Genomic DNA, 424 nt, shown 5'->3' with positions numbered 1-424 from the left:
AAAAGAATTAGAGAAATGGAAGAAACAGCTTTCGATAAAGCTGCAAAACTTTTAATTCAAAATGGAGATTTAAAAACTATTACAGACATCGAAGATGCATTAAAGAAAATGCTTGGTTCAACAATTAAAAATATGCTAGAAGCAGAATTTGAGCATCATATTCAAACTCCATATTATGAACATAATGAAGAAAGAAATAACTATAGAAATGGATACAAGACTAAAACAATTAATTCTACTGCAGGTAAAATAGATCTTAGTATACCACAAGATAGAAATTCAACATTTACTCCTGAAGTACTTCCAAAAAGAAAAAGAGATATAAGTCATATAGAAAGTAAAATATTGTCTATGTATGCAAGAGGAATGTCAAATAAAGATATATCAGATACAATAGATGAAATATATGGATTTGATATGGATG

General features: G+C 27.4%; 1 protein-coding gene. It reads left to right on the top strand.

Going from position 1 to position 424, the window contains the following annotated elements:
* A partial coding sequence (locus AYC60_RS07895) for a transposase (RefSeq protein WP_197417016.1) occupies positions 1-424 on the top strand: 424 nt, incomplete at both ends.

Origin of the sequence: Streptobacillus felis, assembly GCF_001559775.1 — a bacterium.
In the GTDB taxonomy this organism is placed as follows: Bacteria; Fusobacteriota; Fusobacteriia; order Fusobacteriales; family Leptotrichiaceae; genus Streptobacillus; species Streptobacillus felis.
This window is presented reverse-complemented; position numbering and strand designations above follow the sequence as displayed.